We start from the raw sequence: 26,955 nt of genomic DNA on the forward strand, positions 1-26,955 counted from the left end.
GGAGTGCGGCGGCCATGACCGAACGTCTCAACGTATTCGCGGTCACGCTCGCCCAGCTCAATCCGACCATGGGCGACATCGAGGGCAATGCCGCGAAGGTGCGTGCCGCGCGCGTGCAAGCCAGGTCCGACGGCGCCGATCTCGTGCTGTTTCCGGAATTGTTCATCGCGGGCTACCCGCCGGAAGATCTGGTGCAGAAGCCGGCGTTCCAGGACGCCTGCCGCGCCGCGATCGAGGCGCTCGCGCGCGAGACCGCCGACGGCGGCCCGGCGCTGCTGGTCGGCACGCCCTGGATCGAGGACGGCAGGCTCCATAATGCCTGCGCGCTGCTCGATGGCGGAAAAATCGCCGCCTTGCGCTTCAAGTGCAATCTGCCGAATTACGGCGTGTTCGACGAGAAGCGGCTGTTTTCGCGCGGCCCTGCCGCAGGTCCCGTGACCGTGCGCGGCGTGCGCATCGGCGTGCCGATCTGCGAGGACATCTGGCTGGAGGAGTCCGAGGACTACGAGAACGTGGTCGAGACGCTGGCGGAGACCGGCGCCGAGATCATCCTGGTGCCGAACGGCTCGCCCTACGCCCGCGACAAGAGCGACGTGCGCCTCTCGGTCGCCGTGGCGCGCGTCACCGAGAGCGGTCTGCCGCTGGTCTATCTCAACCAGGTTTGCGGCCAGGACGAGCTGGTGTTCGACGGCGGTTCCTTCGCGCTCAACGGCGATCTCTCGCTTGCGGCGCAATTGCCGGCGTTCGAAGAGAGCGTCACCACATTGCGCTTCACCAGGAACGGCGACGACTGGCGCTGCGCCGGGCCGATTGCTGCGCAGCCCGAGGGCGACCACGCCGACTATGCGGCTTGCGTGTTGGGCTTGCGCGACTATGTCGCCAAGAACGGCTTTCCCGGCGTGCTGCTCGGCATTTCCGGCGGCATCGACTCCGCTCTCTGCGCGGCGATCGCGGTCGATGCGCTCGGTGCCGACCAGGTGCACGGCGTGATGCTGCCTTATCGCTACACCGCGGCGAGCTCGATCGCGGACGCGGGCGAGCTCGCCGGGCATCTCGGAATCCGCTACGAGGTGCTGCCGATCGCTGAAGCCGTGACCGGCTTCGAAACCATCCTGTCCGGCATCTTCAAGAATCTGCCGCCCGATATCACCGAGGAAAACCTGCAGGCCCGCACCCGCGGCACGCTGCTGATGGCGATCTCCAACAAGACCGGGCTGATGGTGGTGACAACAGGCAACAAGTCGGAAATGTCGGTCGGCTACGCCACGCTCTATGGCGACATGAACGGCGGCTTCAATCCGATCAAGGACATCTACAAGACGCAGGTGTTTCGGCTGGCCGCGCTGCGCAACCACTGGAAGCCCGACGGCGCGCTCGGACCTGCGGGCGAGGTCATTCCTCCCGATATCATCACGCGCCCGCCGACGGCGGAGCTGCGCGAGAACCAGACCGACCAGGACTCGCTGCCGCCTTATGACGTGCTCGACGCCATCCTGGAGCGTCTCATCGAGCGCGAGGAGCCGCTCGACAAGATCATCGCCGCCGGCTTCGACCGCGAGACGGTCACCCGCATCGATCATCTGCTCAACGTCGCCGAATACAAGCGCCGCCAGGCCGCACCGGGCGTGAAGGTGACGGCCAGGAATTTCGGCCGCGACCGCCGCTATCCCATCACCAACCGCTTTCGCGACAAGGGCGAGCCGTCGCCCGCGGCGGACGAGACGCTGGTCTCGCGCGGCAGCACGGCGTCGATCGACGCGTTCGAGGGCTGATGCGAGCCGTGCAGCGGGGCAGGCGATGGCGCCCCACCGCTGTCATCATCCGCGAAGGCGGATGATCCAGTACTCCGTGGCGGGCATTGTAGGAACCGACTGCTGACACGGGTTACTCGATGCCCCGCCTTCGCGGGGCATGACATTGCGAAATCAGCTTGCTGCTACGACGGGGTTGCGAAGAACAGCACCCGAAGCAAGTGGGTGTATTCGGATTCGAGCACCATGATGGCCACAAACACCAGCACCGCGATCGGCGGCAGCAGGATGGCATAGGCGAGGGCCAGTCGCTCCCAGGCCATGTGCATGAAGACGGCGACGATCAGGCCGGCCTTCAACACCATGAACAACAGGATCAGCGACCATCTGAGGTAGCCGTGTAGGCCAAAGTAGTCGACGAGGTAGGAGCACGTGCTGAGGACGAACAGCCAGCCCCAGACCACGAGGTAGAGCCTGATCGGGTGCTGTTGCCCCTTGGCGTGCACGGCTGCGGTTGCGACTGCGCCGTGCGCCGGAGCGTGGAGCTGGCCTTCCATGTGTACCGCCGCGTTTGTCATGCGCCGACCTCACCAAAGATAGAAGAACGCAAAGATGAATACCCACACGAGATCGACGAAGTGCCAGTACAGGCCCGTGATCTCGACGATCTCGTAATAGCCCTTGCGGCTTGTGAAGAAGCCGCGCCTCTCGACGTCGAAGTCTCCACGCCAGACCTTTCGCGCGATCGCGATCAGGAAGATCACGCCGATCGTCACGTGGGTGCCGTGGAAGCCGGTGATCATGAAAAAGCTTGAGCCAAACTGCGCCGCGCCCCATGGATTGCCCCAGGGTCGAACGCCCTCCATGATCAGCTTGGTCCATTCGAACGCCTGCATTCCGACGAAGGTTGCGCCGAAGGCCGCCGTGACCAGCATGAGGATTGCTGTTCTCACGCGATCGCGGCGGTAGCCGAAATTGACGGCCATCGCCATTGTTCCGCTGCTGCTGATCAGGACGAAGGTCATGATGGCGATCAGGATCAGCGGGATGTGGTGGCCCCCGATATTGAGGGCGAAGACTTCGCTGGGATTCGGCCACGGCACGGTCGTCGACATGCGCGCCGTCATGTAGGAGAGCAGGAAGCAACTGAAGATGAAGGTGTCGCTGAGGAGGAAGATCCACATCATGGCCTTGCCCCAGGACACGTTCTTGAAGGCGCGCTGATCGGACGCCCAGTCGGCGGCGATGCCGCGCCAGCCTTCAAGCCGCGCAGGCGATTGGCCCGAATGTGTCAGCACGGTCTCGGCCATCTGGTCTCGCCTCCCTAGCTCAGCAATTGACGGCAGATGTTGACGAAATCGTCGGTCCAGCCCGTGAGAAGTCCGAGCAGGACAAGCCAGACCAGCAGCAGGAAGTGCCAGTAGATGGCGCACAGCTCCACGCTCAAGCGCATGTCGGCGATCTCGGTGCCGCGCCACACCTTGGCCGAGGTTCGCCCGAGGGCCACCAGTCCGCCCGTCAGATGCAGCCCGTGCACCGCAGTCAACAGGTAGAAGAAGGAATTGGCCGGATTGGACGCCACGAAATATCCGGCAGCCCCGAGCCGTTGCCAGGCCAGGAGCTGTCCGGCGAGGAAGATCACGGCAGATGCTCCGCCAGCGAGCAGACCGATCTTGACGCTCTCGGTATCGTGTCGCCCGGCAGCCACGTACGACCATTGCAGCGCGACACTGCTCAGGACCAGGACGCCCGTGTTGACCCACAGCAGCCGCGGGACCGGCAGCGGCCGCCAGTCCACCACGCTCATGCGCATCGAGTAGGCGCTGATGAAGAGGACGAACAGTGCGCTCGCGACAGCGAGAAACACGCCAAGTCCGACCTTCGCTGCCGGCCAGGTCATGCTATCGCCGCCGGGGAAGTCACCGACCGAGCCTTCCTCCAGCCAGGGCTTGGCCATCAGCCGCTGCTGCGACAGCCACCATCCGGCGATCACCGCAAGCACAGCCAGGAACAGGATGATGGCGCTCACGAAGCAGCTCCCTGAACGAGCTGCGTCGCGCGTGGCGGCTGGTTCTGCGGAATGAAGTCCTCCGCGGCGCCGGGCACACTGTAGTCATAGGCCCAGCGGTACACGACCGGGAGCTCCTTGCCCCAATTGCCGTGCCCTGGGGGCGTCTCCGGCGTCTGCCACTCCAGCGTCGTCGCCCGCCACGGATTGCCGCCCGAGGCCTCACCCTTGAACAGGCTCCAGGCAAGATTGAACAGGAACACCATCTGGCTGAAGCCGACGGTCAGGGCCACCACGGAGATGAAGGCGTTCAGTGTATGGGCCGAGGACGGGATGAACGCCGTGTCGCCGAGTTCGAAATACCGGCGCGGAACCCCGAGCAGTCCAAGATAGTGCATGGGGAAGAAGATCAGGTAGGCGCCGAGGAAGGTGACCCAGAAGTGAAACTTGCCCAGGACGTCGTTCAGCATCCGCCCCGTGACCTTGGGGTACCAATGATAGATCGCGCCGAGCACGACCATGATCGGTGCCACGCCCATCACCATGTGGAAATGCGCGACCACGAACATGGTGTCCGAGAGGGGCACGTCCACGACGACGTTGCCGAGGAAGAGGCCGGTGAGGCCGCCATTCACGAAGGTGATGATGAAGCCGAGGGCGAACAGCATCGGCACCCTGAGATGAATGTCGCCGCGCCACAGGGTCAGCACCCAGTTATAGACCTTGATCGCGGTGGGGATCGCGATGATGAGCGTCGTGGTGGCGAAGAAGTACCCGAATTGCGGGAACATGCCGCTCACATACATGTGGTGCGCCCACACGACGAAGCTGAGCGCACCAATCCCCACGATGGCCCAGACCATCATGCGGTAACCAAAGATGTTCTTGCGCGCATGCGTGCTGATTAGATCCGAGACGATGCCGAAGGCGGGCAGGGCAACGATGTAGACCTCGGGGTGGCCGAAGAACCAGAACAGGTGCTGGAAGAGCAGCGGGCTGCCGCCGCCATATTTCGAAAGCGTGCCCATCTCGACGAGGGAGGGCATGAAGAAGCTGGTTCCCAGGAGACGGTCGAGCAGCAGCATGACCGAGGCAACGAAGAGTGCAGGGAATGCCAGCAGCGCCATGACGGTCGCCGTGAAAATGCCCCACACCGTCAGGGGCAGGCGCATCAATGTCATGCCGCGGGTGCGCGCCTGGAGCACCGTGACCACGTAATTCAGCCCGCCCATGGTGAAGCCGATGATGAACAGGATCAGGGACGACATCATGAGAATGATGCCCCAATCCTGCCCGGGCGTTCCGGAGAGGATGGCTTGCGGCGGGTATAGCGTCCAGCCGGCGCCGGTGGGGCCGCCCGGCACGAAGAATGTCGAGGCCAGCACCAGGACTGCGAGCAGGTAGACCCAGTAGCTCAGCATGTTCACATAAGGGAAGACCATGTCCCGGGCGCCGACCATCAGCGGGATCAGGTAGTTGCCGAAGCCGCCTAGGAACAATGCGGTGAGCAGATAGATTACCATGATCATGCCGTGCATGGTGATGAACTGGAGGTACTGGTTGGCATCGATGAAAGAGAAGGTGCCGGGGAATCCCAGTTGCAGTCGCATCAGCCACGACAGCGCCAGGGCCACCAGCCCGATGGCCGAGGCCGTCAGCGAATACTGAATGGCGATGACCTTGGCGTCCTGCGAGAAGACATATCGTGTCCACCAGCTCCTTGGATGATAGAGCTCGACATCAGGTACTTCGGCAGGCGGGATGCCTGCGATCCCTTCATATGGAATATCGACCATAGAAACCTCCTCGGTCGTTTCCATCGGGGGTGAGGCGTTGGCCTCGAGCACCCGATCCATCTTCGCAGCGGCAGCCTGCTACTTGCCGCCGGATTGGTACGTCGCCCTCACGACAGCTCTTGCCGGCGACAATTCGGCAAACGTCTTTTGTTGCTCCAGCCAAGCGTGATATTCGCGCTCTTCGTCGACGATGACCTTGGCCCGCATCTGATAATGAGCAGCGCCACAAAGCTCCGCACATAGAACATCGAACGTTCCGGTTCGGATCGGCGTTATCCAGAAATAGGTCACCATGCCAGGGACCATGTCCATCTTGGCGCGGAATTCGGGCACGTAGAAATCGTGCAGGACATCAACCGAGCGGAGCAGAACCTTGACCGGCTTTCCCATTTGAAGGTGCAGGTCGCCGTTCTCGATCACGACGTCGTCCTGCGCGTGCGGGTCGTCACGATTGAGCCCCATCGGATTGTCGGAAGCGATGTTGCGGACATCGGATGTGCCCAGCCGCCCATCCTTGCCCGGAAGGCGGAAGCTCCATTGCCATTGCTGGCCCATGACCTCGACCTCGGTGGCATCCGCAGGCACCGTCACGAACTGGTGCCAGACCACGAGGCCAGGCGCCAGCATGGCCGCGACGCCGACGCCGGTTCCGACGCTGAGCCACCATTCGAGCTTTTTGTTTTCCGGATTGTAGTCAGCCCGTCTTCCCTCCTTGTGGTGAAAGCGGAAGACGCAATAGGCCATGAAGGCGATGACCGCGACGAAAACGAAGCCCGTGATCCAGAACGTGATGCTGATGGTGTGGTCGATATAGGCCCAGTTCGTGGCGATCGGCGTCCACCACCACGGGCTGTAGAGGTGAAACAGCACCGAGCCGATCGCGACCAGAAGCAGTATCAGAGCGACAGCCATCCTGATCCATCCTTGCCATCGAAGGCTACGGATACGAATCCAGGGCGGAGCTCATGTCTGTCGCGATGGCGGACTTTCTCTACGCGGACATCTATGCCGACATATGCGCCATCGCGGCGCCTCTTGCCTCGCCCATTCAACCAGTCGCGATGTTCAAGAAGAAGACCGCGACCGCTGGGGGCGTCCAGACTTTTAAAATGATCCCCCGCGAACCCGGCGTCAATAGCATGTCAACACGCTTAGGCGGCGTGGGCGATCCACGTTGCCGTGCAAGCTGGCGAGCGTCGGTCGCATTCTCGATGTGATGCATCGCACAAAATATGCGACGCACAATTCACCCAGCCGGGAGCGCTGGTCATTCCAGATCGCGCACGCTAAGCTCGGAGCGCAGGTCGCGACGAGTTTCGTCCGGCTAAGCTCCTTCCTCGTTGAGCCTGGAACTGCCGTACTCGGCTCGATCGCGTCTCCCGCACATAAGGGCGGATACGCGCGGCCGGAAAGCGCGCCGTTTGCCGCCGCGACTTTCAGCAGAGGAGGGTGTGTCCATGGCCACTCTTTATTCCGACAACATCGTAAAGCGGCACCTGTTCGGCGAAGCGGCCTCCTATCCCATTCGCAAGATCAGCTTGTCCGACCTGACCGAGGCCCTACGCCTGGGTTGGGAGGATTTCCAGGCGATGCCGAGCCACGCGATCGTCGTGTGCGTGATTTATCCCGTTCTCGGTCTCGTCCTGTTCAGGATGGTTCTCGGCTATTCGGTGCTGCCGCTCCTGTTTCCGCTGGCTGCCGGCTTTGCCTTGATCGGCCCCTTTGCCGCGATCGGTCTCTACGAACTCAGCCGGCGTCGCGAGCGCGGCGAGGAGGTCGATGCATGGGATGCGATCAAGGTGCTGCGCGCGCCGTCGTTCGGCGCCATGGTCGAGCTCGGCGTGCTCCTGCTGGTCCTGTTCGGGGCCTGGATCGGTGTCGCGAACGCAATCTATGTCACGATCTTCGGTCACGCGGCAGCCGCAAGCATTCCCGACTTCGCAACGCGGGTGCTGACGACGCCGGAAGGCTGGTCGCTCATCATCGTCGGTTGCGGTTGTGGCTTCCTGTTTGCGGTCGTGGCCTTGTGCGTCAGCGTCGTGTCGTTTCCGTTGATGCTGGACCGGCATGCGACTGCGATCGACGCGATCCGCACGTCGCTCCGGGCGGTGGCGGCGAATCCGGTTGCGATGGCCGGATGGGGCCTCATCGTCGCGGCGCTGCTCGTGATCGGCTCGCTGCCGCTCTTCGTCGGTCTCGCCGTCGTCCTGCCGGTGCTCGGTCACGCCACCTGGCACCTCTATCGGCGGGTGGTCGAGCCGAACCCGAATCCACCGGACGAGCCGCCGCCGCCCCCGAAGGGAAAGCGCTACGCAGCGGACTTTCCGGCCAATCTCTTCCCGTGGAGCCGCGAGGGTAAGCAGTAACAGCGAAACGGCCGCACCTGGCGGCCGCCTTCGCGGGGCATGACGGGTTAGGGCCTACTTCTGCTGCTGCGGCAGGAACGTCGGACCGACAGAGCGGATCGGCTTGTTTTCCGACGGCGGGGTGGCCGTGCCGGTATCCGCGGGCGCGGCCGCAGCCGGTGCGCTGGCCGTCGTCGGCGCGGGGGCCGCGCCCTTCTTGGCAGTCGCAGGCGTGCCCTTGTTGAGCCGCTGCTGCTGCATCTTCTTGGCGCTCTCCTCGGTGACGATGATGTCACCCTGCTGCTCGGCCGCAGCCTTGTCGTCGGCCGATTTCAGCGCGTCGGCCCAGGTCTGGCCCGCGGCCTTGCAGGAGCAGGACGGATTGAACTCGCTGCGGAATTTGAACGCGGTCGGCAGCGCCGTGTAGGGCTGGCCGCTGATGGAGACCGCGGAGTTCATGTCCTCGCCGGGATTGCGATGGGTGTAGAGCACGGCTTCCGCGGCCGGGCACAGCGCCTTGCAGGTCTTCTCGTCGTCGGGGAAGCGCGCCGGCACGGTGGCAAACGAGACCGGGAAATAGGCGCCGTCGCAGGTGCGCACGCACACGGTGCGGTAGGTGCCGGATTGCGGTCCGAGATCGGAGGGCGGCACGCTTTGCGGATTGTTGGGGTTGTTGCCGCCACCGCCGAACAGATTGTTCAGGAAGTTGCCGCCGCCTTGCGATTGCGCGGCGTTGGCATATTGCGGGCCGCAATTGTTCTGCGCCAGCGCCGCCAGCACCGAGCGACGCTGGTTGTCGCGCTCCGGGCTGAAGCCGCCGGGGCCGCCGCCGCGCAGGCGTTCGAGATTGCCGGTGATCTGGTCCAGATTGGCGCGCATCTGCTGGATCTGGGTGTTGACCGGGCCGCATTGCGCCGACTGGCCGTTGAACAGCGAGAAGAAGCCGGAGGAATCGCAGCCCATGCGCTTGGCCTGCATGGTGACGCGGTCGAGCTCGGCCTGCTGCTTGGCCTGGGAATCCTGATAGCGGCGGATCTGGTCTTCGCGCGCGGGGTCGCCACCGCCGCCGCCACGATCGAGCCCGGCGAGCTGGCCTTCCAGCCGCACGCACATCGGATTTGGTCCGAGCCCGTTCTGGCCAGGCTGAGGCGGCGGGCCGGGCGGGCCGGCTTGCGCGAAAGCGCCGTTGGCGAGCACGACCGTGCTCAGAAGCACGGTGCAGGCAAGGATGGAGCGAGCACGGGAGAGAGACAAAAATTCAGGCATATCCGCCATTCTAGCGAGGTCACGGCCCAGCGTGATTTTGGGGGCCGACGCGCGCCCTCCAATAGCCGCTTCCTGCGGCATCGTCACGTCGTTTCAGGGGCCGAAAACTGGTCCTAAGGTCCGCCAGCTCCGACGGAATTCAGCGCTGGCAGGTGATTGCGACATATTCGTCGCAACGGCCATGGGAGCAGTTTGCGCCGGTTTTGGGGACAGAGCCGGTAATTTCGTCGGGATCGACCCGGCGATAGGCCGACGCCTGGGCAAAATCGCGTGACTGGCAATAGGTACGCGCGACCTGTGCGCCGCATTTCTCACCCTTGGCGAGGCACTGGTCGACACCGTAGCCGTCCGCCTGGTTGGCGATGATGAAGACGCGGGTCTCGGCGAACGCGCTGGATGCCGCGATGATGGAGGCACAGGAGACGAGCGCGAGCAGGGATCGCATGGGTGCACCGGGGCTTTAGGGAACCGCCGGGTTCCAAGTAAACTCAAAAGGTTAAGGATGATGAACCATCAAGGCGGGGCGGCCGTGCTTTGCGGAGATAGAACGGCGTTTTCGCGGCTGTCTTGACGCGGGGGCGCCTGATAGCCCATATGTGGCCGCATGTACGGTCTCCTCGCCATTTGTGGCATTTGCCGCGAGATTACGAGCTAGCGATTCGCTGGCTGGAGCCGTCTTTTCTCAAAAACATTGAGAGCCTCGGACGCCCGGCCAACAGCCGACGGGTATCCATATGGAATTGCGCCTTTACGATACGCTGAGCCGGGACAAGCGCACCTTCGTGCCGCTCGATGCAAAGAACGTCCGCATGTATGTCTGCGGACCGACCGTCTACGACTTCGCCCATATCGGCAATGCGCGGCCGGTGATCGTGTTCGACGTGCTGTTTCGGCTGCTGCGCCATCTCTATGGCGCGGCGCACGTGACGTATGTCCGCAACATCACCGACGTCGACGACAAGATCAACGACCGCGCCGCGCGCGATTTTCCGGGGCTCCCGCTCAACGAGGCGATCCGCAAGGTCACCGAGCAGACCGGCAAGCAGTTTCACGCCGACGTCGACGCGCTCGGAGCGCTTCGGCCGACCGTCGAGCCGCGCGCGACCGAGCATATCGGCGAGATGCGCGAGATCATCGAGAGGCTGATCGCCGGTGGCTTTGCCTATGCAGCCGAGGATCACGTGCTGTTCTCGCCGCAGGCGATGAACGCGGCCAATTCCGGCCTGCCGCGCTATGGCGCGCTGTCCAATCGCTCGCTGGACGAGATGGTCGCCGGCGCCCGCGTCGACGTCGCGCCCTACAAGAAGGACAATACCGACTTCGTGCTGTGGAAGCCGTCCAAGCCGGGCGAGCCGTCATGGCCGTCGCCGGCCGGCATCGCTGCGCAGGGTCGCCCGGGCTGGCATATCGAGTGTTCGGCCATGGCCTGGAAGCATCTCGGCGAATATTTCGACATCCATGGCGGCGGTATCGACCTCGTGTTTCCGCATCACGAGAACGAGGTCGCGCAAACCTGCTGCGCCTTCGACCAGCAGCGCATGGCGAACTACTGGATGCACAACGGCTTCCTCCAGGTCGAGAGCGAGAAGATGTCGAAGTCGCTCGGCAACTTCGTCACCATCCACGAACTGCTCGCGGACTGGCCGGGGGAGGTGCTGCGCCTGAACATGCTGAAGACGCATTACCGCTCGCCGATCGACTGGACCCTGAAGTCGCTGGAGGAGAGCGCCAGGACGCTCGACGACTGGTATCGGGTCGCGGCCGACGCCGAGCCCGGCCAGCCGGCCGCGTCCGTGGTCGAGCCGCTGCTCGATGATCTCAACACGCCGCTGGCGATCGCGGCGCTGCACGGCCTGCGTGGCAGCGACGCGAGCGCGCTGGCGGGCTCGTTGCGCCTGCTCGGCTTCCTCTCCGAAAGCGCTGCGCAGTGGGAAGGGCGCAAGCAGCAGGCCAGCGGGGTCGATGCCAAGGAAGTCGAACGCCTGATCTCGGAGCGGACGGCCGCCCGTAGCCGCAAGGACTTTAAAGAATCCGACCGCATTCGCGATCTGCTTGCCGCGATGGGCGTTGCGATCAAGGACTCCAAGGACGGGACGACCTGGGAGGTCGCGCGATGAAGCGGCCCGACACGCCTTTCCCAAGACATTGGCTCTATTACATCGCGCTGAAGATCCTGCTGCTCGCGGCCGCTGTGGCGCTGGCGTTGAAACTCTATGGGATGTGGTGAAGACGATGGGACAGACTTTGCCAAAACCCGGCTTGCGGCCGTTCCTGCCTGATGACGTGCCGGTCCTCGCCGCGATCTTCACGGCAAGCATCGAGGAGCTGACCGGCGAAGACTACAACGAGGCGCAGCAGCAGGCCTGGATGGAAGCGGCGGAAACCGAGGAGTTCGGCAAGCGGCTCGCGGCCGACCTGACGCTGGTCGCCACGTTGGAGGGCTCGCCCGTCGGCTTCGCCTCGCTGCGCGGGGCCGATCACATCCGCATGCTCTATGTGCATCCCGCCGTGACCGGTCAGGGCATCGCGACCATGCTGGTGGACGCGCTGGAAAAGCTCGCCGGCGGCCGCGGGGCGACCAGCCTGTCGGTCGATGCCAGCGACACCGCGCAAAACTTCTTCGCCAAGCGCGGCTATGTCGCCATGCAGCGTAACAGCATTACCATCAACGACGAGTGGCTCGCCAACACCACGATGAAGAAGACGCTCGGAGCCGCGCAATGAGCAAGGAGCGTCTCTATCTGTTCGACACCACGCTGCGCGACGGGGCGCAGACCAACGGCGTCGATTTCACCCTGACCGACAAGCAGGTCATCGCGGCGATGCTCGACGATCTCGGCATCGACTATGTCGAGGGCGGCTATCCCGGCGCCAATCCGACCGACACCGAGTTCTTCGGCACCAAGCCCAAACTCAAGCATGCGCGCTTCACCGCCTTCGGCATGACGCGCCGGGCGGGGCGCTCGGTCTCCAACGATCCCGGCGTGGCCGGGCTCCTCGAAGCGAAGGCCGATGCGATCTGCTTCGTAGCGAAGTCCTCGGCCTATCAGGTGCGCGTCGCGCTGGAGACGACGAAGGAAGAAAATCTGGCGTCGATCCGCGACAGCGTCGCGGCGGCGAAGGCCGCGGGCCGCGAGGTCATGCTCGACTGCGAGCATTTTTTCGACGGCTACAAGGAGGATTCAACCTTCGCGCTCGCCTGCGCCAAGGCCGCCTATGAGGCCGGCGCGCGCTGGGTGGTGCTGTGCGACACCAATGGCGGCACCATGCCGAACGAGATCGAAGCCATCGTCACCGAGGTGACGAAGCACATCCCGGGCGACCATGTCGGCATCCACGCCCATAACGACACCGAGCAGGCCGTGGCCAATTCGCTCGCCGCGGTGCGCGCCGGCGCGCGGCAGATCCAGGGCACCTTGAACGGTCTCGGCGAGCGCTGCGGCAACGCCAATCTGTGCTCGCTGATCCCGACGCTGAAGCTCAAGAAGGAGTTTTCCGACGCCTTCGAGATCAGCGTCACGTCCGAAAAGCTCGCTACTCTCGTCAAGGTCTCGCGCACCCTCGACGACATGCTCAATCGCGTGCCGAACCGGCATGCGGCCTATGTCGGCGAGAGCGCCTTCGTCACCAAGACCGGCATTCATGCTTCCGCCGTGCTGAAGGACCCGCAGACCTACGAGCATGTGCTGCCGGAATTGGTCGGCAATCATCGCAAGGTGCTGGTGTCAGACCAGGCCGGACGCTCCAACGTCATCGCGGAGCTGGACCGGGCCGGCATTGCCTACGAGAAGAGCGATCCCAAGCTGACGCGGCTGGTCGAGGAATTGAAGGAGCGCGAGGCGGCCGGCTACGCCTATGAATCCGCCAACGCCTCGTTCGACCTCTTGGCGCGCCGGACGCTCGGCAAGGTGCCGCATTACTTCGAGGTCGAGCAGTTCGACGTCAACGTCGAGCAGCGCTACAATTCGCACGGCGAGCGCGTCACCGTCGCGCTTGCAGTGGTCAAGGTCGACGTCGCCGGCGAGCGCTTGATCTCGGCCGCCGAAGGCAACGGCCCCGTCAACGCGCTCGACGTCGCGCTGCGCAAGGATCTCGGCAAGTACCAGAAGTACATCGAGGGCCTGACGCTGATCGACTACCGCGTCCGTATCCTCAACGGCGGCACCGGCGCGGTCACGCGCGTGCTGATCGAGAGCGAGGACGAGAACGGCGATCGCTGGACCACGGTCGGCGTGTCCCCGAACATCATCGACGCCTCGTTCCAGGCGCTGATGGACTCGGTGATCTACAAGCTCGTGAAGTCGGGGGCGCCGGCGTAAGACCCGCAACGGCTGTCATACCCCGCGAAGGCGGGGTATCCAGTACGCCGTGGCTTCTCCGTAACGCCGCGGCGTCTCGGAGTACTGGATCGCCCGCCTTCGCGGGCGATGACAGCGGAGAGTGGGGAGAGGCCGGCAACGATGGATGGGGGTATTATATGATCGACCACATCTCCGTCGGCGTCACCGATCTCGATCGCTCCGCAAAATTCTACGAAGCCACACTCGCCGCCCTCGGCCTCGCGCGCCTCGTCGTGCGGCCGCGGACGATCGGCTTCGGCAAGGCCTATCCGGAATTCTGGATCAATTTGCGCGAGGGGATGCCACACGTCCCACCGGGAAGCGGCGTGCACATCTGCCTGCGGGCGAAGACGACGGCCGAGGTCGATGCGTTTCACGCCGCGGCGCTGTCCGCCGGCGGTGCGTCCGACGGCGCGCCGGGCCTCCGTCCGCATGACCGCGTGCGCTACTACGCGGCCTTCGTGATCGACCCCGATGGCAACCGGATCGAGGCTGTGACGTTTCCGGCGGAGTAAGGCGCTAGAGCTTGCGCGCCACTTCCGGGGCGAGCTGCGTTTCAGATTCGGCGATCTGTGCCGCTGCCGCCTTCAGCTTCGGCAGAATATCCTCGACGCGATCGGCCTTGAGGATGTCGACCGAAAGGCCGGCGCGGATGAACTCGGTCTGGCGCATGTGCGACAGCAGCGAGAACAGCGGCTCCCAGAAATTGTCGAAGTTGGCGAGCAGCACCGGCTTGGCGTGACGGCCGAGCTGTTTCCAGGTCAGCTGCTCCACCAGCTCTTCGAGCGTGCCGACGCCGCCCGGCAGCGCCACGAAGGCGTCGGAGCGCTCGAACATCAGCCGCTTGCGCTCGTGCATGTCGGGGGTGACGATCATCTCCTGCACGCGGGTCAGCGCGTTCTCGCGCTTCCGCAGGAATTCGGGAATGATGCCGGTGACGGTGCCGCCGTGATCGAGCACGGAGGTCGCGACCGAGCCCATCAGGCCGAGCGAGCCGCCGCCATAGACCAGGCGGATGCTGTTCTCGGCGAGGGCCTTGCCGAACGCCTTGGCGCCTTCGGTGAAGCTGGGATTGGTTCCTGGGCCGGAGCCGCAATAGACACAGACAGTTTTGATCGTGCTCATTGGTGCCATGATGCATTGCAGCGAAGGGGCGTCAAGCCCAATCGGTGATTCGGATCCCCCGGAAATCTACCGGTAAATGGCGACAAACAATCAAAGATTCGCCATCTGGCGGGGTGCGCTGGCATCGGGAAGGCTTTATATGACGGGCGAAAATCGCAAATCGTAACGCTGCCCGCACCCGGCGGGCTTTCAGGCTTCTTGATGGACCAACCTCAATCGTTCGACGGCGCAGACGTTCCCGATCCTCCCGCCGGGGGACCGCTGGAGCGGGCCACGCTGATGGGCACGCTGGCGCATCTGTGGCCCTATATCTGGCCGGGCGACCGTGTCGACCTGAAGATGCGGGTGGTCTGGTCGATGGTGCTGCTGCTCGTGGCCAAGCTGGTCACGCTGACCGTGCCGTTCAGCTTTAAATGGGCGACGGATGCGCTGACCGGCGCCAATACCGCGCCGGTGCAGCCCGACAACTGGCACCTCTGGGTGATCGCCTCGCCATTGCTGCTGACCGCAAGCTATGGCGTGACGCGCATCCTGATGGCGGTGCTGACGCAATGGCGCGACGGCATCTTCGCCCGCGTCGCCATGCATGCGGTGCGCAAGCTCGCCACCATCACCTTCATCCACATGCACGAGCTGTCGCTGCGCTTTCACCTCGAGCGCAAGACCGGCGGCCTGACGCGCGTGCTCGAGCGCGGCCGCGAGGGCATCGAGGTCATCGTGCGCATGGTGATCCTGCAGCTGATCCCGACCATCGTCGAGGTCACGCTGCTGCTGGCGGTGCTGCTGTGGCAGTTCGACTGGCGCTACGTCGTGGCGACGCTGATCACGGTCGCGGTCTACATGTACTACACCTACATCGCGACCGAGTGGCGGATCGGCATCCGCCGCAAGATGAACGATTCCGACACCGAGGCGAACACCAAGGCGATCGACTCGCTGCTCAACTACGAGACCGTGAAATATTTCAGCGCGGAGACGCGCGAGGCGCAGCGTTACGACAAGTCGGTCGCGCGCTACGAGGAGTCGAGCGTTCAAGCCTATACCTCGCTCGCGGTGCTCAACACCGGCCAGGCCGTGATCTTCACGCTCGGGCTGACCGCGACCATGCTGATGTGCGCGATCGGCGTGCGCAACGGCACCAACACGGTCGGCGATTTCGTGCTGGTCAATGCCATGATGATCCAGCTCTACCAGCCGCTGAATTTCATGGGCATGGTCTATCGCGAGATCAAGCAGGCGATCATCGACATCGAGAAGATGTTTGGCGTGATCGGACGCGAGGCCGAGATCAAGGACATGCCCGATGCGCAGCCGCTGGTGGTCTCGGCCGGCAATCTGCGTTTCGAGGACGTGCGCTTTGCCTATGAGCCGACGCGGCCGATCCTCAAGGGCATCAGCTTCGAGGTGCCCGCCGGCAAGACGGTCGCGATCGTCGGCCCGTCCGGTGCGGGCAAGTCGACGATTTCGCGTCTGTTGTTCCGCCTCTACGACGTCTCCGGCGGCAAGATCCTGATCGACGGCCAGGACATCCGCGAGGTCACGCAGGATTCACTGCGGGCCTCGATCGGCATGGTGCCGCAGGATACGGTGCTGTTCAACGATACCATTCGCTACAACATCCGCTACGGCCGCTGGGATGCCGATGATGCCGAGGTCGAAGAGGCGGCGCGGCTGGCGCAGATCGACCATTTCATCCGCATGGCGCCGATGGGTTACGAGACCCAGGTCGGCGAGCGCGGCCTGAAGCTCTCGGGCGGCGAGAAGCAGCGCGTCGCCATCGCGCGCACCGTGCTCAAGGCGCCGCCGATCCTGGTGCTGGACGAGGCGACCTCGGCGCTCGACACCCACACCGAGCACGAGATCCAGGGCGCGCTCGACCGCGTGGCGAAGAACCGCACCTCGCTGGTGATCGCACACCGGCTTTCCACCATCGTCGGCGCCGACGAGATCATCGTGCTGGAGCAGGGCCGCGTCGCCGAGCGGGGCACCCACGCCAAGCTGCTCGCGCAGGGCGGCCTCTATGCCAGCATGTGGAACAGGCAGCGCGAGGCCGAGGCGGCACGCGAGAAACTGGCCAAGATGGCGGATTCCAGCGAGGCGCCCAACCGGGAGCCGCCGCCGGTCGACGACGCCCTCGCGGCATCAGCGGCCGCGGAGTGACCTTGTCTCGGGTCCCAACTCTGGCCTAAACAACTCCACCGCGCGGGGGCGACCCGGCGCCATCAACTTCCAGGCGGCAGATAGCGATGTCCATCCTCGATTCGATCCAGCGTCAGATCCCGCCGATCCACAAGGAAGGCTATCCCTTCATTGGCGGCTTTGCGCTGGCAAGCCTGATCCTGTTCTGGCTGTGGTCGCCGCTCGGGTGGATCGGCACGATCCTGACCGTGTGGTGCGCGCTGTTCTTCCGCGACCCCGTGCGCGTGACGCCGGTGCGCGAGGGGCTCGTGGTGTCGCCGGCCGACGGTCGCGTCTCGATGATCACCATGGCGCTGCCGCCGGCCGAGCTCGGGCTCGGCGACCGGCCGCTGCCGCGCATCTCGGTGTTCATGAGCGTGTTCAACTGCCATGTGAACCGCAGCCCGATCGCGGGCAGGGTGGACCGCATCGCCTACCGGCCGGGCCTGTTCATCAACGCCGAGCTCGACAAGGCGAGTGAGGATAATGAGCGCAACTCGCTCGTGATCACGACGCCGACGGCCAAGATCGGCGTGATCCAGATCGCGGGGCTCGTCGCCAAGCGCATCGTCTGCTTCGTCAGGGAAGGGCAGGCGATCGGGGCGGGCGAGCGGTTTGGCCTGATCCGGTTCGGCTCGCGCCTCGACGTCTACCTGCCGCTGGGCACCAAGGCGCTGGTGTCGGAAGGGCAGACCGCGATCGCCGGAGAGACGATTTTGGCCGATCTTGCCGGGGACGACCCAAGCCGCGCCTACCGCGCCAATTAACCATTGGTCGGTGCATCAGGGCCTTCCGCCGCAATGGCGGAGGGGGACGGGGCTTGCTATATCTCGCCTTGAGGTAAGCCATGACCCCCTACGATTTCAAAGATCCTGACGTACGCCGCCGGCGGTTCCGCCCGATCCCGGTGCGGATGCTGGTGCCCAACGTCATCACGCTGCTGGCGATCTGCGCCGGCCTGACCTCGATCCGGCTGTCGATCGAGGGGCGGATGACGCTCGCGGTCTACGCCATCGTGTTCGCGGCCGCGCTCGACGGCATCGATGGTCGCGTCGCGCGCATGATCAAAGGCCAGTCCAAGTTCGGCGCCGAGCTCGACAGCCTCGCCGACTTCGTCAATTTCGGCGTGGCTCCCGGCCTGATGCTGTACTTCTGGCAGCTGCATGAGCTCGGCAATGCCGGCTGGATCGCTGCCATGGTGTTCGCGATCTCCGGGGGCTTGAGGCTCGCGCGCTTCAACGCCACCATGGACGATCCGAACAAGCCCGCCTTCGCCGCCAATTTCTTCACCGGTGTGCCGGCGCCGGCCGGCGCGATCACGGTGCTGCTGCCGATCTACGTCGCGTTTCTCGATCTCGGTCGGCTGCCCGCAGCGGTGACGGCGGCCTATACGCTCTTGATCGCCTTCCTGATGGTGTCGCGCCTGCCGGTATTCTCCGGCAAGACCAAGCGTATGCGCGTGCCGCCCGAACTGGTGCTGCCGGCGTTCGTCGCGGTGATCGTCTTCATCGCTATCCTGATCGCCTATCCCTGGCACGTGCTGTCGATCGGCACGGTGCTGTATCTGCTCGGTTTGCCGCTCGGCTACAAATCCTACCGCGACCAGGCGCGCGCGATGGCAGCCACCGCGCCGTCGGGAGGCGAGGTCCCGTCGCCGCCTTCGGCGCCGACGCTGGCCAATTTGTCGGAGCCGCCGCTCGACGACGACCGGCCCGGACGGCTGCACTAAAGCGCGATGAGATTTGGCTGATCGTCATCGCGCTTTAGGTCGTTGTTTGAGCATGATCTTTTCGGAAAACCGCTGCGCACTTTTCCGGATCATGCACTGAGCGGTTTTCGCGGATATCTGCCATGAAGGCGGCCGAGTTGGGTTGAAGCCCGATCTCGGCTATATCGCCCTGTGCCGGCGGCACCGCGCCAACAGCGGCCGCCAATCTGGGAGAGAACGCCGTGACTGATACCGCGACCGGGCCGCTGCCCGCTGCCGTCCTCGAAGCGCTGGGCCGCTATGACACCCCGACGATCTGCAATGCCATGGAGATCGTGGCGCCGGAGCGCCGGTTGATCGGCTACACCACCAAGCAACTGGTCTGCCCATTTCCCGACCTTCCGCCCATCGTCGGCTACGCCCGCACGGTTGCGATCCGCTCGGTGCTGAAGTCCTCGCTGCCGGCCGAAGAGCAGTCCAAGCGCCGCATCGAATATTACGAATATGTCGGCACCGGCCACGGTCCGCGCATCTCGGTGATCCAGGACATCGACGGTCCCGACGTCGGCTACGGCGCGTTCTGGGGCGAGGTGCAGAGCAACGTGCACAAGGCGCTCGGCTGCCTCGGCGTCATCACCGATGGCTCGATCCGCGACATCCCGCAATGGGCCCCGGGCTTCCAGGCGCTGGCCGGCTCGATCGGCCCGTCGCATGCCTGGGTGCATGCGGAAAGTTTTGGTGGCGAGGTCCGCGTTGCCGGCATGACCGTGAAATCCGACGATCTGATCCATGCTGACCAGCACGGCGCCATCGTGATCCCGCTCGACATCGCGGCAAAGCTTCCTGAGGCTGCCGAACTCTGCGGCCGCCGCGAGACGCCGATCCTGGAGATCGCGCGCAGCCCTGACTTCTCGCTGGAGAAGCTGAAGGCCGCGTTGAAGCGCTCGGCGGAGATTCACTAAGGGGCGACTGAACGACTTAGGGCCGCGTTGCCGGCCGCGGGCCGCCCTGTTCCGTCAAAAACAGGGCGGCCTGATCCGGCTCGCCGAAGACTGCGGCGGCGCATCCGATCAAGGTGAAGCCGCCGGCGAGATCCCAGAGGGTGATGTTGTCGGCATTATCAGGGACGTGAATCAAGCGCGCTGCGATCACGGCAAAGCCCGCCTCGACAAACAGCAAGACGCTGAATGCCGGCAGGACGAGCCCTGGCTCGAGCAGGTGGAGCGCCAGTACCGCGGGCAGCGCGGTGAGAAGACCGAACAGCGTCAACATGGCAAAACGGCTCCTGCGATGGAGCATGCCGCCCGGCGACAGAATACTGCATGATCTGTCGTCGCGGATGTGGCGCAGGGCCGCAGTCGGAGGACGCTCAATGAAGATGACTGGCAAAACCGTCCTGATCACCGGTTCGACGGACGGCGTCGGCCGCTACGTCGCGCACCGACTGGCCGAAGCAGGTGCGAGGGTCCTGATCCACGGCCGCGATGCCGTGCGCGCGAAGGCGCTGATCGACCAGATCGTGCAGGCCGGCCACGCTGCGCCGACATTCTACCAGGCCGACTTGTCGTCGATGTCAGGCACGCGAGAGCTCGCCGCCGCCGTTATCCGCGATCACCAGCGTCTCGATGTCTTCGTCAGCAATGCTGGCATCGGCTCGCAGAACGACGGACCGCAACGGCAGGAGAGTCCGGACGGCTATGAACTGCGCTTTGCCGTGAATTACCTCTCGGGCTTCCTGCTTGCGCACTTGCTGCTGCCGCTGTTGACGTCCGCAGCACCTTCGCGCGTCGTCAATGTTGCCTCCCTCGGTCAGCATCCGATCGACTTCGACGACGTCATGATCAGCAAGGGCTACAGCGGCTCGCGCGCCTACGCCCAGAGCAAGCTCGCGCAGATCATGTTCACCATCGATTTCGCGGAGGAATTGAAGCGCATGGGCATCACCGTCAACGCGCTGCATCCGGCGACCTACATGAACACCACGATGGTGCGCGCCGGCGGCATCACGCCGATCTCGACGGTGGAGCAGGGCGGAGCGGCGATCCTGCACCTCGTCGAAGGCGACGATGTCGCCGGCAAGAGCGGGCTGTTCTTCAACGGCATGAACGAGACGCGCGCCAATCCGCAGGCCTACGATGCCGGTGCGCGATCGAGCTGACCGGGCTCTCGTCCTGAGCTGCCGTCCTGGCGCGCCGCAATCATGGTTAGCGAAGTGTTGAGATTCCTGCCGGTCGCGGGCAAAGCCGGCGTCCTGTCAGCGCGCTGCGCCGGTCTGGCGCCCCGGCTCAACTTAACCTTTACGCGGCTTTAAGGGCGTCGCTCTAGGGTTTCCGATGCGGTTCGGGGTTGGGCCGCGCCAGCGGCCAGGACGGCCGTTGTTGCGTTCGCGTTGGAGTGTCCCATGGATATCATGACGAGCGTCGGGCTCATTGCGGGCATCATCGTCATTACGGCGATGATCTTCATGGGCGGCGACCTCCACATGTTCATCTCCGAACATGCCATGATCATCATCTTCGGCGGCTCGGTCTCGGCCACCATGATCCGCTTTCCGCTCAGCGCGCTCCTGCACGGCCTTCCGCTCGGCGCCAAGTTCGCTTTCACCATGAGCCGCCTGTCGGCGCACGACCTCGTCGACGAGCTCGCCCGCATCGCCGAGATAGCCCGCAAGCAGGGCCCGGTCGGCCTCGAAAAGGTCGAGACCGACGAGCCCTTCCTGGCCAAGGGCATCCGCTACGTCGCCGACGGCTACGACCTCGACTTCATCCGCGACAATCTCGAGCGCGACCGCGACAACTTCCTCATGCACCTCGACGAAGGCAGCAAGATCTACCGCGCCATCGGCGATTGCGCCCCGGCCTTCGGCATGATCGGCACCCTGATCGGCATGGTGCAGATGTTCGCGAACATGACCGATCCCTCCAAGCTCGGCCCGTTCATGGCGACCGCGCTGCTCGCAACCCTGTACGGTGCGCTCGTCGCGAACCTGTTCTGTCTGCCGATCGCCGACAAGCTGCACGGCAAGCTGCTCGACGAGGAAACCAACCGCACGCTGATCATCGACGGCATCCTGATGATCCGCGACTCCAAGAGCCCGACGCTCGTGCGCGAAATGCTGCTGGCCTATTTGCCGGAGAAGCATCGTCACGCCGAAGGCGAGCCGGTGCCGGCGTAAAAGCCGCCGCCCGGGATCTCGAGAGATGGCCAAGAAGAAGCGCGGCGATGCTCACGGTGGCGGTCACGGCTGGTTCGTGACCTTCGCCGACCTGATGGGCCTGATGATGAGCTTCTTCGTGATGCTCGTCGCGTTCTCGACGCAGGACGCCAACAAGCTGAAGATCGTCGCCGGCTCCATGCGCGACGCATTCGGTGTGCAGAGCGAGGCGCGCTACGCCGGTATCGTCGAGTCTGACGGCCTGCCGACGCGCCCGCGGCTGAAGAACGTCGACCACATCCAGCCCGAGGACGCCTCCAACACGCCGACGCCGGATCAGGAGGACCGCGACCGCACCTCGGGCGCGAAGATCAAGGTCGACCGCAATTTCGCGCTTGCCGCCGCCTCGCTGCGCCAGGCGCTGCAGGACATGCCGGAACTGACCGAGATGTCCAAGCACATCATGTTCGAGGAGACCAAGCAGGGCCTCAACCTGGAGATCGTCGACCAGGATGGCCGCTCGATGTTCGCCGACGGCTCCAAGGTGCCGTATGACCGCACCCGCCGCCTGATCGAGAAGCTCGCGATCCCGCTGAAGGCAACACCACTCCGTGTCTCCATCGCCGGCCACACCGCGGCCGGATTCGTGCCGACCCGCAGCGACTATGGCGCCTTCGACCTGTCGGCCGATCGCGCCAATGCCGTGCGTCAGATCCTCGAACGCGAGGGCCTGCCGCCGTCCCACATCTTCGCCGTCGCCGGCAAGGCGGACACCCAGCCGCTGTTTCCGGACGATCCCTCGCTCGCGGCCAACCGGCGGGTGACGATTACGCTGATGCGCGAGGATCCGCCGCTGCCGCCGAATTTGAAGCCGTAGAGCGTTTCGCGCGAAGCGGCCGCCGGTTTCGCGTGAAGAAAACGCGTCGAACCTGGAATCTCGAGGCCCGCTTCGCTTCCCGCAGAGCGGAAGGCTCTAGGCACTTGCGCTACCATCTTACCTGAGGCATGTCGTCGCGCTAACAACGATCGTTGCTACGCCGTCACAGCATCCGCCCCGGCGGCTGCTATGGTGGTGTGCCGATTGACAGGCGCGCCGGAACGGTCAAAAGGCGCCGGATCAATTCTCGGGAAGAAGCGTTTCTCATCTCACATGACGGCGAGCATCACATCGACCGACGCTCAGGACGGGCCGGTCACCTCGGGTTTCTGGGGCCTGGCGCTCGGAAGCATCGGCGTTGTCTTCGGCGATATCGGCACCTCGCCGCTGTACGCATTCCACGAGGCGGTCAAGGCCGCGGCCCATGGCGAGCCGGTCTCGCGGGTCATGGTGCTCGGCGTGCTTTCGCTGATCCTTTGGGCGCTCTTTATCGTCGTCACCGCCAAATACGTTCTGCTGCTGCTGCGCGCCGACAATAACGGGGAGGGCGGCACGCTCTCGCTGATGGCACTCGGCCAGCGCGCGCTCGGGCGGCGAAGCTGGTTTCTGATGGCGCTCGGCGTGGTCGGCGCCTCCATGTTCATCGGCGATTCCATGATCACGCCGGCCATCTCGGTGCTCTCGGCGGTCGAGGGTCTGAAACTCGTGACCCCCGCCTTCGAACACTATGTCGTGCCGCTCACCGTCATCATCCTGGTGCTGCTGTTCGCGGTCCAGAGCAAGGGGACGGCGCTGGTGGCCTCGGCCTTCGGGCCGGTGATGGTAGTCTGGTTCACCGTTCTAGCGGTGATGGGTGCCGTGCACATCGCCGACGATCCGTCGGTGCTGGCAGCGATCAATCCCTATTACGCGCTGCAATTCCTGCTGTCGCACGGCACGATCGGCCTGGTGACGCTCGGCGCCGTGTTCCTGGCGGTGACGGGCGGCGAGGCGCTCTACGCCGATCTCGGCCATTTCGGCCGCAAGCCGATCCAGTCGGCCTGGATGTTCTTCGTGCTGCCCGCGCTCCTGATCAACTATTTCGGGCAGGGCGCGCTGGTGCTGTCCGATCCCAGCGCGATCGAGCATTCGTTCTATCGCATGGTGCCCGAGAGTCTGGTGCTGCCGCTGGTTGGACTTGCGACCGCGGCGACCGTGATCGCGAGCCAGGCCGTGATCACGGGCGCCTATTCGCTGGTTTATCAGGCGGTGCAGCTTGGCCTCCTGCCGCGCTTCGAGGTGCGCTACACCTCCGAGACCCATGCCGGCCAGATCTATCTGCCGCGTGTGAACCGGCTGCTGCTGATCGGCGTGATGCTGCTGGTGCTGTTGTTCCACACCCCCAGCAATCTGGCTTCGGCTTACGGCATCGCGGTCTCCACCACCATGGTCGCCGACGGCGTCATGGGCTTCGTCGTGATCTGGAAGCTGTGGAACTGGCGCGCTGCGACGGCTGCGGCGGTGATCGTGCCCTTCGTCGTGGTCGACATCAGCTTCTTCAGCGCCAATCTGCTCAAGCTGCTCGAGGGCGCCTGGGTGCCGCTGCTGTTCGGCGTCGTCATGGCGGGAACGATCTGGACCTGGCGCAAAGGGACCGGCATCCTGCTCCAGAAGACCCGCCGGATCGAGGTGCCGCTCGACGACCTGATCCGCAGCCTCGAAAAGCGCCCGCCGCACATCGTCAAGGGCACCGCGGTGTTCCTCACGAGCGATCCCGCCTTCGTGCCGACCGCGCTGCTGCATAATCTCAAGCACAACAAGGTGCTGCACGAGCACAACGTGGTCCTGACCATCGAGACCGCGCACACGCCGCGGGTCGACCTGTCCGAGCGGTTCCGCATGGAGAAGATCAGCGACAAGTTCTCCAAGGTCAGGCTGCGCTTCGGCTACATGGAGCAGCCGAACGTCCCGAAAGCGCTGGCGATCGCGCGCAAGCAGGGCTGGCAGTTCGACATCATGTCGACCTCGTTCTTCGTGTCGCGAAGATCGCTCAAGGCCTCGGCCCAGTCGGGCATGCCGCTGTGGCAGGATCACCTCTTCATCGCGCTGAGCCGGTCCGCCAACGACGCCACCGACTATTTCCAGATTCCGACCGGGCGGGTGGTTGAAGTCGGCACCCAAGTCACCATCTGAACGCAATTGGCCAACTCATGCAAATTTTGCATGGCAAGGGCCCAAAATCGGGCTAGGCTATGCCGGCAGCGCAGGACTATAAGCCGCGCGCTCTTCCGCCGTTGTGCAGTGAAGCATTCTAGAGGCCACTGGGCTCTCCCATGACAAGTGACGTAGCGATTTCCGCCCCGGAAACGGCGGCGGCCAATGGGCATGGCGAAGCCCACACCACCGCCCGTTTCGGTGCGCTGACGCTCGGCAGCATCGGCGTCGTCTACGGCGATATCGGCACCAGCCCGCTCTACGCGTTCCGCGAGGCGGTGATGGCGGCCTCGGGCGCGGAGGGGGTGCCGACGCCGGCGGCCGTGCTCGGCGTGCTCTCGCTGATCCTGTGGGCGCTCATCGTCGTGGTGACGCTCAAATACGTCGTGATTCTGCTCCGTGCCGACAACAATGGCGAGGGCGGCACGCTGGCGCTGATGGCGCTGGCCCAGCGCGCGGTCGGCACCGGCGGGGCGACCATCGTCCTGCTCGGCATCATTTCCGGCGCCCTGTTCTACGGCGACGCCGTGATCACGCCGGCGCTTTCGGTGCTGTCGGCCATCGAAGGCATGAAGGACGTCACCCTGCACTTCGAGCCCTACATCGTTCCGTTGACCGTGATCATCCTGGTCGGCCTGTTCGCCGTGCAGTCGCGCGGCACCGCCCGCGTCGCCGCGTTCTTCGGTCCCGTGATGTGCGTCTGGTTCGCGGTGATCGCGATCGCGGCCATCCACCCGATCATCGAGCAGCCGCAGGTGCTGTTCGCGCTGAACCCGCTCTACGCCGTGTCCTTCATGTTCCACCACGGCATCATCGGTTTCGTGACGCTGGGCGCCGTGTTCCTGGCGGTCACCGGTGCCGAGGCGCTCTATGCCGACCTCGGCCATTTCGGCAAGCGGCCGATCCAGACCGCTTGGCTGTTCATCGTGCTGCCGTCGCTGGCGCTGAACTATCTGGGGCAGGGCGCTCTCGTCCTCGGCGATCCCGGCGCGATCGTGAGCCCGTTCTTCCAGCTGTTCCCGCAAGGCTTTTTCCGCGGCTGCATGGTCGTTCTCGCCACCGCCGCCACTGTTATCGCGAGCCAAGCCGTCATCACCGGTGCCTATTCGCTGACGCGTCAGGCGATTCAGCTCGGGTTGCTGCCGCGCTTCGAAATTCGCCATACCTCTGAAGCCCATTCGGGCCAGATCTTCATCCCACGCATCAACCAGCTTCTGCTGGTCGCGGTGGTGCTGCTGGTGCTGCTGTTCCGTTCCTCCAGCGCGCTGGCATCGGCCTATGGCATCTCCGTTACCGGGACCATGGTGGTCACGGCGATGATGGGTTTCGTCGTGATCTGGAAGGTCTGGAAGTGGTCGCCGTTCGCTGCCGCCGCCCTGATCGTGCCGTTCCTGTTCCTCGACCTGACCTTCCTCGCTGCCAACCTGCTCAAGGTGTTCGAGGGCGGGTGGGTGCCGCTCGCGCTCGGCGCGCTCATGATCATCCTGATGTACACGTGGCGGCGCGGCAGCCGCCTGCTGTTCGAGAAGTCGCGCAAGCTCGAATTCCCGCTCGCCGATCTCGTGGCGATGCTGGAGAAGCGGCCGCCGCAGCGCGTGCCCGGCACCGCGGTGTTCCTGACCTCGGACCCGCTCAGCGCCCCGACCGCGCTGATGCATAGTCTGAAACACTACAAAGTTCTGCATGAGAAGAATGTCATTCTCACCATCGAGACCGCGCAGACCCCGCGGATCGATCCAGCCGAGCGGGTGAGGCTGGAGCAGATCTCGCCGACCTTCTCCAAGGTGACGCTGAAGTTCGGCTTCATGGAATCGCCCAATGTGCCGAAGGCGCTGGCGATCGCCCGCAAGCTCGGCTGGCAGTTCGACATCATGTCGACCTCGTTCTTCCTGTCGCGCAGGGCGCTCAAGCCCGCCGCTCATTCCGGCATGCCGCGCTGGCAGGACCGGCTGTTCATCTCGCTCAGCCGCTCCGCCAACGACGCCACCGACTATTTCCAGATCCCCTCCGGCCGCGTGGTCGAGGTCGGTACCCAGGTGACGATCTAGAGCCACCGCCGTCGTCGCCCGGCTTGACCGGGCGACCCAGTGTTCCAGAAACGGCGCGGCTAGAACCGAGGAGCCGCGGCGCACTGGATTCCCCGCTTTCGCGGGGAATGACACCGGATGCGGGGCGAGGTGCGAAGCAGGAGTTTCAGGCATCCTGAAAGCCGCA

24 protein-coding genes and 1 pseudogene are annotated in these 26,955 nt (G+C 64.6%); 16 read left to right on the forward strand and 9 right to left on the reverse strand.

The annotated features are described in order from the left end of the window. Nucleotides 1–14: 14 nt before the first annotated feature. On the forward strand, nucleotides 15–1,772 hold the full coding sequence (locus tag QJT78_RS08995) for an NAD+ synthase (protein ID WP_028146706.1): 1,758 nt from the start codon (nucleotides 15–17) through the stop codon (nucleotides 1,770–1,772). A 164-nt stretch (nucleotides 1,773–1,936) separates the two neighbouring features. Here the strand turns inward: QJT78_RS08995 and QJT78_RS09000 are convergent, their stop codons facing one another. The 5 genes from QJT78_RS09000 to QJT78_RS09020 all read right to left on the reverse strand — a co-directional run bounded on the left by QJT78_RS09000 (nucleotide 1,937) and on the right by QJT78_RS09020 (nucleotide 6,467). After that, complete coding sequence (locus QJT78_RS09000; protein ID WP_028146705.1) at nucleotides 1,937–2,329, reverse strand: cytochrome C oxidase subunit IV family protein; 393 nt, start codon at nucleotides 2,327–2,329, stop codon at nucleotides 1,937–1,939. A 9-nt stretch (nucleotides 2,330–2,338) separates the two neighbouring features. Beyond that, nucleotides 2,339–3,061: a heme-copper oxidase subunit III family protein gene (locus QJT78_RS09005; RefSeq protein ID WP_028146704.1), complete on the reverse strand. Its 723-nt coding sequence runs from the start codon at nucleotides 3,059–3,061 to the stop codon at nucleotides 2,339–2,341. Between the two features lie 14 nt (nucleotides 3,062–3,075). Beyond that, complete coding sequence (locus tag QJT78_RS09010; RefSeq protein WP_028146703.1) at nucleotides 3,076–3,780, reverse strand: cytochrome c oxidase subunit 3; 705 nt, start codon at nucleotides 3,778–3,780, stop codon at nucleotides 3,076–3,078. Next, the gene (locus tag QJT78_RS09015; protein WP_028146702.1) at nucleotides 3,777–5,555 is read right to left on the reverse strand and encodes a cbb3-type cytochrome c oxidase subunit I; all 1,779 of its coding nucleotides are present in this window, start codon (nucleotides 5,553–5,555) and stop codon (nucleotides 3,777–3,779) included. Before QJT78_RS09015 ends, QJT78_RS09010 begins: the two co-directional genes overlap by 4 nt. Nucleotides 5,556–5,633: 78 nt before the next feature. Continuing rightward, entirely contained in the window at nucleotides 5,634–6,467 is an 834-nt protein-coding gene (locus QJT78_RS09020) for a cytochrome c oxidase subunit II (RefSeq protein ID WP_028146701.1), read from the reverse strand. Nucleotides 6,468–6,520: 53 nt separating this feature from the next. Between QJT78_RS09020 and QJT78_RS09025 the strand changes: the two genes are divergently transcribed. After that, nucleotides 6,521–6,772, forward strand: a complete 252-nt coding sequence (locus QJT78_RS09025) for a hypothetical protein (RefSeq protein ID WP_028146700.1) — start codon at nucleotides 6,521–6,523, stop codon at nucleotides 6,770–6,772. 240 nt (nucleotides 6,773–7,012) lie between these two features. Next, complete coding sequence (locus QJT78_RS09030) at nucleotides 7,013–7,921, forward strand: DUF2189 domain-containing protein (protein ID WP_028146699.1); 909 nt, start codon at nucleotides 7,013–7,015, stop codon at nucleotides 7,919–7,921. Nucleotides 7,922–7,975: 54 nt separating this feature from the next. Here the strand turns inward: QJT78_RS09030 and QJT78_RS09035 are convergent, their stop codons facing one another. Together QJT78_RS09035 and QJT78_RS09040 are read right to left on the reverse strand one after the other, a co-directional pair. Then, complete coding sequence (locus QJT78_RS09035; RefSeq protein ID WP_028146698.1) at nucleotides 7,976–9,175, reverse strand: DUF2865 domain-containing protein; 1,200 nt, start codon at nucleotides 9,173–9,175, stop codon at nucleotides 7,976–7,978. 130 nt (nucleotides 9,176–9,305) lie between these two features. Further along, on the reverse strand, nucleotides 9,306–9,611 hold the full coding sequence (locus QJT78_RS09040; protein WP_028146697.1) for a hypothetical protein: 306 nt from the start codon (nucleotides 9,609–9,611) through the stop codon (nucleotides 9,306–9,308). Between the two features lie 289 nt (nucleotides 9,612–9,900). Between QJT78_RS09040 and cysS the strand changes: the two genes are divergently transcribed. The 4 genes from cysS to QJT78_RS09060 all read left to right on the forward strand — a co-directional run bounded on the left by cysS (nucleotide 9,901) and on the right by QJT78_RS09060 (nucleotide 14,021). Next, entirely contained in the window at nucleotides 9,901–11,283 is a 1,383-nt protein-coding gene (cysS, locus tag QJT78_RS09045) for a cysteine--tRNA ligase (RefSeq protein WP_028146696.1), read from the forward strand. A gap of 115 nt (nucleotides 11,284–11,398) precedes the next feature. Further along, nucleotides 11,399–11,890 (forward strand): GNAT family N-acetyltransferase, encoded by a 492-nt coding sequence (locus tag QJT78_RS09050; RefSeq protein WP_028146695.1) that lies wholly within the window; start codon nucleotides 11,399–11,401, stop codon nucleotides 11,888–11,890. Further along, entirely contained in the window at nucleotides 11,887–13,485 is a 1,599-nt protein-coding gene (gene cimA, locus QJT78_RS09055) for a citramalate synthase (protein ID WP_028146694.1), read from the forward strand. The genes QJT78_RS09050 and cimA overlap by 4 nt, the downstream gene beginning before the upstream one ends. Nucleotides 13,486–13,643: 158 nt before the next feature. Then, nucleotides 13,644–14,021, forward strand: coding sequence for a VOC family protein (locus QJT78_RS09060; protein WP_028146693.1), 378 nt, complete (start codon nucleotides 13,644–13,646; stop codon nucleotides 14,019–14,021). A 4-nt stretch (nucleotides 14,022–14,025) separates the two neighbouring features. Here the strand turns inward: QJT78_RS09060 and QJT78_RS09065 are convergent, their stop codons facing one another. Further along, nucleotides 14,026–14,631: a TIGR00730 family Rossman fold protein gene (locus QJT78_RS09065; protein WP_028146692.1), complete on the reverse strand. Its 606-nt coding sequence runs from the start codon at nucleotides 14,629–14,631 to the stop codon at nucleotides 14,026–14,028. Between the two features lie 201 nt (nucleotides 14,632–14,832). Between QJT78_RS09065 and QJT78_RS09070 the strand changes: the two genes are divergently transcribed. From QJT78_RS09070 to QJT78_RS09085, 4 genes and pseudogenes are all read left to right on the forward strand, one after another. Then, nucleotides 14,833–16,791, forward strand: a complete 1,959-nt coding sequence (locus QJT78_RS09070; protein WP_028146691.1) for an ABC transporter ATP-binding protein/permease — start codon at nucleotides 14,833–14,835, stop codon at nucleotides 16,789–16,791. 77 nt (nucleotides 16,792–16,868) lie between these two features. Then, a pseudogene (locus QJT78_RS09075) lies at nucleotides 16,869–17,576 on the forward strand (phosphatidylserine decarboxylase); the annotation flags it as partial. A gap of 80 nt (nucleotides 17,577–17,656) precedes the next feature. Continuing rightward, nucleotides 17,657–18,538 carry a phosphatidylcholine/phosphatidylserine synthase gene (locus tag QJT78_RS09080; RefSeq protein ID WP_028146689.1) on the forward strand — a complete coding sequence of 294 codons (882 nt, stop codon included), beginning with the start codon at nucleotides 17,657–17,659 and terminating at the stop codon, nucleotides 18,536–18,538. 221 nt (nucleotides 18,539–18,759) lie between these two features. Then, nucleotides 18,760–19,479 (forward strand): RraA family protein, encoded by a 720-nt coding sequence (locus QJT78_RS09085; protein WP_028146688.1) that lies wholly within the window; start codon nucleotides 18,760–18,762, stop codon nucleotides 19,477–19,479. A 16-nt stretch (nucleotides 19,480–19,495) separates the two neighbouring features. Here the strand turns inward: QJT78_RS09085 and QJT78_RS09090 are convergent, their stop codons facing one another. Then, nucleotides 19,496–19,789, reverse strand: a complete 294-nt coding sequence (locus QJT78_RS09090; protein WP_028146687.1) for a hypothetical protein — start codon at nucleotides 19,787–19,789, stop codon at nucleotides 19,496–19,498. Between the two features lie 100 nt (nucleotides 19,790–19,889). Between QJT78_RS09090 and QJT78_RS09095 the strand changes: the two genes are divergently transcribed. The 5 genes from QJT78_RS09095 to QJT78_RS09115 all read left to right on the forward strand — a co-directional run bounded on the left by QJT78_RS09095 (nucleotide 19,890) and on the right by QJT78_RS09115 (nucleotide 26,789). Next, the gene (locus QJT78_RS09095; RefSeq protein ID WP_049807478.1) at nucleotides 19,890–20,675 is read left to right on the forward strand and encodes an SDR family NAD(P)-dependent oxidoreductase; all 786 of its coding nucleotides are present in this window, start codon (nucleotides 19,890–19,892) and stop codon (nucleotides 20,673–20,675) included. Between the two features lie 243 nt (nucleotides 20,676–20,918). Further along, complete coding sequence (locus QJT78_RS09100) at nucleotides 20,919–21,692, forward strand: MotA/TolQ/ExbB proton channel family protein (RefSeq protein ID WP_028146686.1); 774 nt, start codon at nucleotides 20,919–20,921, stop codon at nucleotides 21,690–21,692. Between the two features lie 25 nt (nucleotides 21,693–21,717). Beyond that, nucleotides 21,718–22,548: a flagellar motor protein MotB gene (locus QJT78_RS09105; protein WP_014496126.1), complete on the forward strand. Its 831-nt coding sequence runs from the start codon at nucleotides 21,718–21,720 to the stop codon at nucleotides 22,546–22,548. Nucleotides 22,549–22,821: 273 nt separating this feature from the next. Continuing rightward, nucleotides 22,822–24,720 carry a potassium transporter Kup gene (locus QJT78_RS09110; protein ID WP_028146685.1) on the forward strand — a complete coding sequence of 633 codons (1,899 nt, stop codon included), beginning with the start codon at nucleotides 22,822–22,824 and terminating at the stop codon, nucleotides 24,718–24,720. Between the two features lie 140 nt (nucleotides 24,721–24,860). Beyond that, nucleotides 24,861–26,789 (forward strand): potassium transporter Kup, encoded by a 1,929-nt coding sequence (locus QJT78_RS09115; RefSeq protein ID WP_028146684.1) that lies wholly within the window; start codon nucleotides 24,861–24,863, stop codon nucleotides 26,787–26,789. Nucleotides 26,790–26,955: the final 166 nt, after the last annotated feature.

It is taken from the genome of Bradyrhizobium sp. Mp27 (assembly GCF_029953005.1).
Taxonomy (GTDB): domain Bacteria; phylum Pseudomonadota; class Alphaproteobacteria; order Rhizobiales; family Xanthobacteraceae; genus Bradyrhizobium; species Bradyrhizobium barranii.